Below are 7,582 nucleotides of genomic sequence, written 5' to 3'. Positions count from 1 at the left end.
TCTGGTCATGGCCAGTCCCTTCAGCGATGAGGTCAAACAAAACCTGCTGATGGCGGCCTCCGGCGATGGTATTTCCGGACTCTACGTGGCACTGGAAAATGGCAAACGGGAATGCTTCAAGACGTATGTTACACAGGTTATAAAACAGCAGCTTAAGTAACGCTTCATAGCAATCAATGATATCTTCGACTCTGGCTAACTGAACGACCGCCTGTTGTAGAGTATGATGTATGCTTTGATGTAAAAATCTGTTCATGGCTAACGTATACTAACTCACATTCTAAGGCGACATCACTGAGTTTATGGAACACTTCAAAATTGTCGGAGTAACCGGCCGCCAGGGGCGTATTCAGGTGGAGGATACTCTAAGGCATCTGGCAGACTTTCTGCAGAAGCGGGGGGTGACCGTAGTTATGGACGAACAGCTGGACGGTCTGCTGCCAGATCACTCCTTTACCATGATCAGTCGTGAGCAAATGGGGCAGCAGTGTGACCTGGTGATCGTTGTGGGTGGGGATGGGAGCATGCTGGGCGCTGCCCGAACACTGGCGCTTTATGATATTCCAGTGATCGGTATTAACCGCGGGCGCCTGGGTTTTTTGACCGATATCTCCCCGGATGAGTTGGATGACCAGCTGGCGGAAGTGCTTGAGGGTCGTTACCTGGCCGAGAGTCGTTTTCTTCTCGAAGCCCGGGTTCGCCGCCAGGGTAAGATTATTGGTCAGGGGGATGCATTGAATGATGTGGTACTGCATCCCGGTAAGTCGACCCGGATTATTGAATTCGAACTTTATATCGATGGGCAGTTCGTCTATAAACAGCGGGCGGACGGATTGATTATTGCCACGCCAACCGGTTCAACCGCTTACGCGCTGTCCGGCGGTGGTCCCATTATGCACCCCAGGCTGGATGCCATTGTTCTGGTGCCCATGTACCCCCATATGTTAACCAACCGTCCCCTGGTGGTGGATGGGGATAGCGAGCTGAAACTGGTGATTCGACAGGAAAACACCATATCGCCGCAGATCAGCTGTGATGGGCAGATTCATATCACCTCGGCACCGGGTGATGAAATCACGATTCATAAGAAGTCTCAGCGTTTAAAGCTGCTGCACCCTCTGAACCATAATTTTTATGAGTCCTGTCGTTCCAAGTTGCGTTGGAACTATCAGGAAGAGCGCTGTTAATTTAAGGACTTTTTTCACGTTATGCATAGGGCATTGGAACTCCCCGGAGACATCGACCTGAGCGACCTATCCCACTTTCTGTATGTCCGGGGTATTCCCCATAAGGTCACAGAAGAGTCAGGCAAACAGGTGGTCTGGACTGAGAATGAGGAAAAGTCACTTATTGTCGCCAGCCTTTACCAGCAGTGGCAGTCCGGTGATTTAAAAGTGCAGGCAGCGCCCCCCGGGCGAGGTATGAATGCGGGTGGTTTGCTGAAGAGCATTCCCTGGCAGAGAATACCGGTCACCTTGCTGTTTATGGTGGCCTGTATGGTGGTAGCGCTGATCACCCGTGCTGGTGCCAACTGGCAGGTAATAGCCTGGTTCTCCTTTATTCCTTTCGAGGTGGCCAATGGTTATCTCTACTTTGGCAGTTTCGCCATGGGGCTCGATCAGGGGCAATACTGGCGTCTGATCAGTCCGATCTTGCTTCACTTTGGCCTGACCCATCTGGCGTTTAATATGCTGGCTCTGTATATTTTTGGCAGTCGGCTGGAGACTGGTCAGGGGGCGATTCATCTACTGGCCATCATCGTATTTACTGCCGTGATTTCCAATGTTGCCCAGTATTTCTGGGCTGGGGATGATACTATTTTTGGTGGCTTTTCCGGTGTGGTGTACGGCCTGATGGGGTATTGCATGACGCGGGAAAAGGTGGACCGGAACTGGCAGTTTGGACTCCCGCCGGTTTACTACGGCTTTATGCTGACCTGGCTGGTGGTAGGCTATACCGGCATTCTGGGCAGTATTGGTTTTGGTAATATGGCCAATGCAGCTCATACCGGAGGCCTTGTGGCAGGTTGTCTGTTGGGTGCCATTGCTGGTTTGCTGTTTAAACAAAGACGCTTTCAAGAAAAGGATTGAAAAGGATTCGATACCATGCAGTTAGATGCTTTTCTGGAGAAGATGACGCCTGCTATCCATCAGGCATTGAAGTTGGCGCTTGAACTGGGTAAGTGGCCTGATGGACGGGCCATGACGGAAGAAGAGCGGGATGTCAGTCTGCAGGCGGTGATTGTTTATGAACACGAACACCTGCCAGAGTCAGAACGGGTTGGCTATATGCCCGCCAAATGTAAATCCAGTGGCACATCTTCAGAAGAAGATGGCTCTGCTGAGGATGCAACCATTCTTCGTTTCAGGAACTGAACATTCTCTATTCATAATGATGTTGCTCTGTTGGTTGATAACAGGGCAGTTCTTACCCTACACAAGAGTACAACTGTGTCCGAAAGTACCATCACCGGATCGCTCAGCAAAATGTATTCAGACCTGCTGACCGGGGCTGAAGACAGCAGCCAGAGCCAGGTTACCTACCAACTGCCCGTTGGCGATCAATTGCTGCCATTGAATGACCTGCTGGGACATAAGTTGTCCATGCAATACCAGGGGGAAATTCATTGCTGCCACTGTGGCCGGAAAACCAAAAAGAGTTTTAACCAGGGGTTCTGCTATCCCTGTTTTAAAAAGCTGCCCCAGTGTGACAGCTGCATCATGAGTCCGGAAAAATGCCATTATGATCAGGGTACCTGTCGTGATCCAGCCTGGGGAGAAACATTCTGTATGACAGATCATGTCGTCTATCTGGCCAACTCATCCGGCTTGAAAGTTGGCATTACCCGGGCAACCCAGATTCCAACCCGCTGGATTGACCAGGGTGCCACCCAGGCCATGCCATTTATCCGCGTGGCGACCCGTCAGCAATCGGGGCTGCTGGAAACGATTTTCAAGGAATTTATCAATGACCGGACCAACTGGCGAGCTATGCTGAAGGGACCCGCTGACCCTCTGGACCTGCAGGATACCGCCCGGGAACTGTTGGATATGAACGGTAGTCGGATTACTGCATTGCAGGAGCAATTTGGCATTCAGGCGATACAACCCCTGGCTGGTGTAAAGTCTGTCGATACAGATCCGTCTACCGTACTGAATATTGGTTATCCCGTTATTGAATACCCTGTCAAAGTGACGTCCCGATCCTTTGACAAGGAACCGTTGATTGAAGGCACGCTATTGGGTATTAAAGGACAGTACCTGATTTTTGATAATGGTGTGGTCAATATTCGTAAACATACCGCCTATCAGGTGAGCGTGGCTGTTAATTAATCAAAGAGCCAAACCCTCTTGTGGGACAGTTAGTAAAAACGCTTGTAAAAAACGCTTATGAAAAAGACAACAGGATGAACAATATGAAAGACTCGCAACCAAAAGCGATTTACCTGAAAGATTATCAGGCACCTGACTACTGGATTGATCAGACCAACCTGACCTTTGATCTATTTGAAGACCACACAATGGTTACCTCAGTGCTGAGTATTCGTCGTAACCTTGATAATCCGTCAGCCAGCGCTGCAAAAAACGCTTCAGAAAAACTCTTTCCTGAGCTGGTGCTGGTGGGGGATGACCTTGAACTGGTCTCTGTTGAGGTTGATGACCAGCCATTTTTGGACTTCAGGGAAGAGGGTGGCTTTCTCAGGATTGCCTCACCCACAGAAGATTTTACTTTAAAAACCGTCTGCCGGATCAAGCCTCAGGAAAACACCTCGCTGGAAGGGCTCTATAAATCCAATGGTATGTTCTGTACCCAGTGCGAGGCAGAAGGTTTTCGCAAGATTACCTACTACCTGGACCGTCCCGATGTGATGTCCCGGTTTATCACTCGAATTACCGCCGACAAGACGGCTTATCCGGTACTCCTCTCCAACGGTAATGACATTGAGCGCGGTGAGCTGGACGATGGCAGGCACTTTGTTACCTGGGAAGACCCCTTCAAAAAGCCGAGCTACCTCTTTGCCCTGGTCGCGGGCGATTTGCAGTATGTGGAAGATCACTTCACCACCATGAGCGGCCGTGAGGTGACGCTGAGGCTGTTTACGGAAGCGCACAATATTGACCAGTGCGATCATGCCATGACCTCTCTGAAGAAATCCATGAAGTGGGATGAAAAGGTCTATGGTCGCGAATACGATCTGGATATTTTCATGATCGTCGCCGTTGATCATTTCAATATGGGTGCCATGGAAAACAAGGGGCTGAATATCTTTAATTCAGCCTGTGTGCTGGCCAGTCCGGAAACGGCGACAGACGCACGCTTCCAGCGGGTTGAAGCGATTGTTGCCCACGAATATTTCCATAACTGGTCCGGTAATCGGGTTACCTGCCGGGATTGGTTTCAGCTCAGTCTGAAAGAAGGCTTTACCGTGTTCCGGGATTCGGAATTTTCCGCGGATATGAACTCCCGGGGAGTAAAAAGAATTGAGGATGTCAACATTCTCCGTACCGCCCAGTTTGCCGAAGATGCAGGGCCAATGGCGCATCCGGTAAGACCTGAGTCGTTTATTGAGATTTCTAATTTCTACACCGTCACTGTTTATGAAAAAGGAGCCGAAGTCGTACGGATGATCCATGGCATTCTCGGGCCGGAGAATTTCCGTAAAGGGTCGGATCTTTACTTTGAGCGTCATGATGGTCAGGCCGTGACCTGTGAGGATTTTGTCAAAGCCATGGAAGATGCTTCCGGTCGTGACCTTGGCCAGTTCCGCCGCTGGTACAGCCAGGCTGGTACACCGGTGCTGATGGTCAGCGATGAATACCATGAAGAGAAAAAGCAGTACCGGCTGATTATTGAGCAATCCTGTCCTGCAACACCGGGGCAGAAGGAAAAGCTGCCGTTCCATATTCCGGTGCGTATCGGCCTGCTGGACGGGGAAGGTGATGATCTGCCTCTCAATAAAGCCGACGACACCGATCAGGTATTGGATGTAAAACAGAAAAAAGAGGTATTCACCTTTGACAATATAGAAGAGCGTCCACTGCCTTCTATATTGAGAGGGTTCTCTGCGCCGGTGCGGGTCAAGTATGACTACTCCCGTGATGACCTGCTGTTCCTGATGGAAAATGACAGCGATCACTTTAACCGTTGGGATGCCAGTCAGCGCCTGGCCAGTGGTGTTATTGATGAAATGGTGGCTGCCCTGGAGCAGGGCAGGGAGAGCCGTCCTGATGAAAGCCTGATCAAGGCGTTTGGTACGATTATCAGTGATGAGTCGCTGGATCTGGCGGTGAAAGCGGAAATGCTGTCACTGCCATCGGAAGCGTCCATGGCTGAACAGGCTATTGAGGTTTACCCGCAGTTTATTCATCAGGCACGCTTGACCGTCAAGAATGCGATTGCGTCTGCTCACCGTGAATCACTTGAAACTCTGTGGCGCTCTTTAAGCATCAGTAAGCCTTACCGACCTGAAGCGAAAGATATTGCTGAGCGCACACTGAAAAATATCAGTCTGTCCTATCTGACCAGTCTGAATGATAAAGGCATGTTGGCGTTGGCGGAGCAGCAGTATCACGGTGCGTCCAATATGACGGATCGTTTTGCGGCACTGGCCAGTACCATCAATGCTGGCTGTCAGGATCGGGAGCTTATTGAGGAAGTGCTGGCTGATTTCCTGGAACGGTATCAGGATGATACCAATGTGATGGACCAGTGGCTGTCGGTACAGGCCTCCAGCCCATCACTGGGAACCCTGGAGCATATTCTCAAGCTGATGCAGCATGACATCTTTGATGCCACCAGTCCGAATAAACTGCGATCTGTGCTGGGTGGATTTGCCGGAAACATGAAGCAGTTTCACCGCGTGGATGGTCTGGGGTATGAGTTCCTGACGGATCAGTTACTGGATCTTGATAAGAAGAACCCGCAGATTGCCTCACGGCTGATGACTCCGTTAACCCGCTGGCGTAAATTTGAGCCTGGCTGCCGTGCTCGTATGCGTAAGGCATTGGAGAGAATTAAAGCAACACCGGGTCTGTCTTCTGATGTTTTTGAAGTAGTCACCAAAAGCCTCTGATCTTCTCTTTATAAGTCGGCTTCTTGAAAAAGGAGCCGGTGTATTACTTTTCAAATTGAAACAAATGTTTTAACATCCGCTGACGTTAATACACGCAGTTTTCACAAAACAATAAAAATGCACCTCCAGATGTGCCTGAAGGGAAGTACTAATGAAAAAAATCAATCAATCCCTCTTTGCCCTGTCGACTTTGACACTGGCCATGCAGGCTGGTGCTGCAGGCTTTGCCCTGAATGAATCTTCAGCGGCTGCTGCAGGTACTGCTTATGCGGGTCGGGGCTCCAATGCGGAAGATGCTTCTATCATGGCGGCTAACCCTGCGGGTATTGTGCTGCTGAAAGAGCGGCAGGTGACTTTGGGTGGCGGTGTGGTTGTGCCAAAAGGTGATTTTAAAGGAACAGGCTATGTTGGTGGAAACCCTTATAGCAGTAGTACTAATGATGAGTTCCTAAATACTTCTCTGATCCCATTTGGCTACTTTTCAATGCCCGTAGATGATCAACTTTCTTTTGGTTTCGGTGTATATGCGCCATTTGGTTCTTCTACAGACTATGATGATGACTGGGCTGGGCGATTTCTTGCCGATGAAACTCAAGTTACTATCGTTAATTTCCAGCCAACAGTCGCCTATAAGTTTTCTGATCAGCTTTCTTTGGGTTTAGGTGTTTTTGCTACCTATGGAGAAGGAGAGCTTAGCCGCTTTGTTAACCCTCAAGCACCGAATGATAATGTTGTGATCAAAGGTGATGATTGGGCTTACGGCTGGAATATTGGCGCAATTTGGCAGCCACAAGAGTCAACATCTCTCGGTATAAGCTATCGCTCCAGTATCAAACTGAAACTAAAAGGTGATGCTACTGGTACTGGTTCTATCTGGACATCGTTTGGAGGCAGTGCAACTGAGAAAGCCAAGCTGGACATAACCTTGCCTGAAACCCTGGATTTCAGCTTAACTCACCAGATTGATGATCGCTGGAAGGTAATGGCTGGAGCAACGTGGACTCGATGGAGTCAGTTTGACAAGCTTGTCGTTAGTTCTGATGAAGGATCTGGCCCGGTTTCCTACCCCCAAAGAGCTTCGCCTGTTCCAGGAGTTATCACTTATGTTCAGGAAAATTGGAAAGACTCCTGGGCGTTTGCGTTGGGTGGAAGTTACAAGTACAGCGATCAGCTGACTCTGAAAGCAGGCTATGCCCTTGACCAGACTCCGGTTCAGGATGCCTATCGAACAGCCCGTATTCCTGATGGTGATCGTAACTGGGTAACCGTTGGAGCCAAGTATGAACTGGGTAATGACTGGACCGTTGATGCAGCCTACGGCTATATGTTCGCTTCAAAGGTGACAATCAATGAAGGGAATTATAATGATGATGGAACTCCGGGCAACACCTTTAATTTGAAAGGCGAATACAACAACACCGCCCATGTATTCAGCGCATCGGTAACCAAGCGCTTGTGACACTCCCCGCCTTATCAGGCGAGGCTTCTTTCTGACTTCGCAGGCTTTTG

Annotated in this window: 6 protein-coding genes; all 6 read left to right on the top strand. The window is 49.6% G+C overall.

Annotated elements, in window-relative coordinates; all coding sequences use genetic code 11:
* Positions 1-302: 302 nt before the first annotated feature.
* Positions 303-1,187, top strand: coding sequence for an NAD(+) kinase (locus KDK15_RS05050; protein WP_257294275.1), 885 nt, complete (start codon positions 303-305; stop codon positions 1,185-1,187).
* A gap of 21 nt (positions 1,188-1,208) precedes the next feature.
* Positions 1,209-2,090, top strand: coding sequence for a rhomboid family intramembrane serine protease (locus KDK15_RS05045; RefSeq protein WP_257294274.1), 882 nt, complete (start codon positions 1,209-1,211; stop codon positions 2,088-2,090).
* Between the two features lie 15 nt (positions 2,091-2,105).
* On the top strand, positions 2,106-2,375 hold the full coding sequence (locus KDK15_RS05040; RefSeq protein ID WP_257294273.1) for a YeaC family protein: 270 nt from the start codon (positions 2,106-2,108) through the stop codon (positions 2,373-2,375).
* Between the two features lie 75 nt (positions 2,376-2,450).
* Positions 2,451-3,332 carry a DUF2797 domain-containing protein gene (locus KDK15_RS05035; protein WP_373691341.1) on the top strand — a complete coding sequence of 294 codons (882 nt, stop codon included), beginning with the start codon at positions 2,451-2,453 and terminating at the stop codon, positions 3,330-3,332.
* Between the two features lie 74 nt (positions 3,333-3,406).
* Positions 3,407-6,073 (top strand): aminopeptidase N, encoded by a 2,667-nt coding sequence (gene pepN / locus KDK15_RS05030; protein ID WP_373691340.1) that lies wholly within the window; start codon positions 3,407-3,409, stop codon positions 6,071-6,073.
* A 151-nt stretch (positions 6,074-6,224) separates the two neighbouring features.
* Entirely contained in the window at positions 6,225-7,532 is a 1,308-nt protein-coding gene (locus tag KDK15_RS05025) for an OmpP1/FadL family transporter (protein WP_257294271.1), read from the top strand.
* Positions 7,533-7,582: the final 50 nt, after the last annotated feature.

Origin of the sequence: Endozoicomonas sp. YOMI1 (assembly GCF_024606345.1) — a bacterium.
GTDB lineage: Bacteria > Pseudomonadota > Gammaproteobacteria > Pseudomonadales > Endozoicomonadaceae > Endozoicomonas.
The sequence above is the reverse complement of the archived record's forward strand: the minus strand, read 5'-3'. Positions and strand labels throughout refer to the sequence as shown.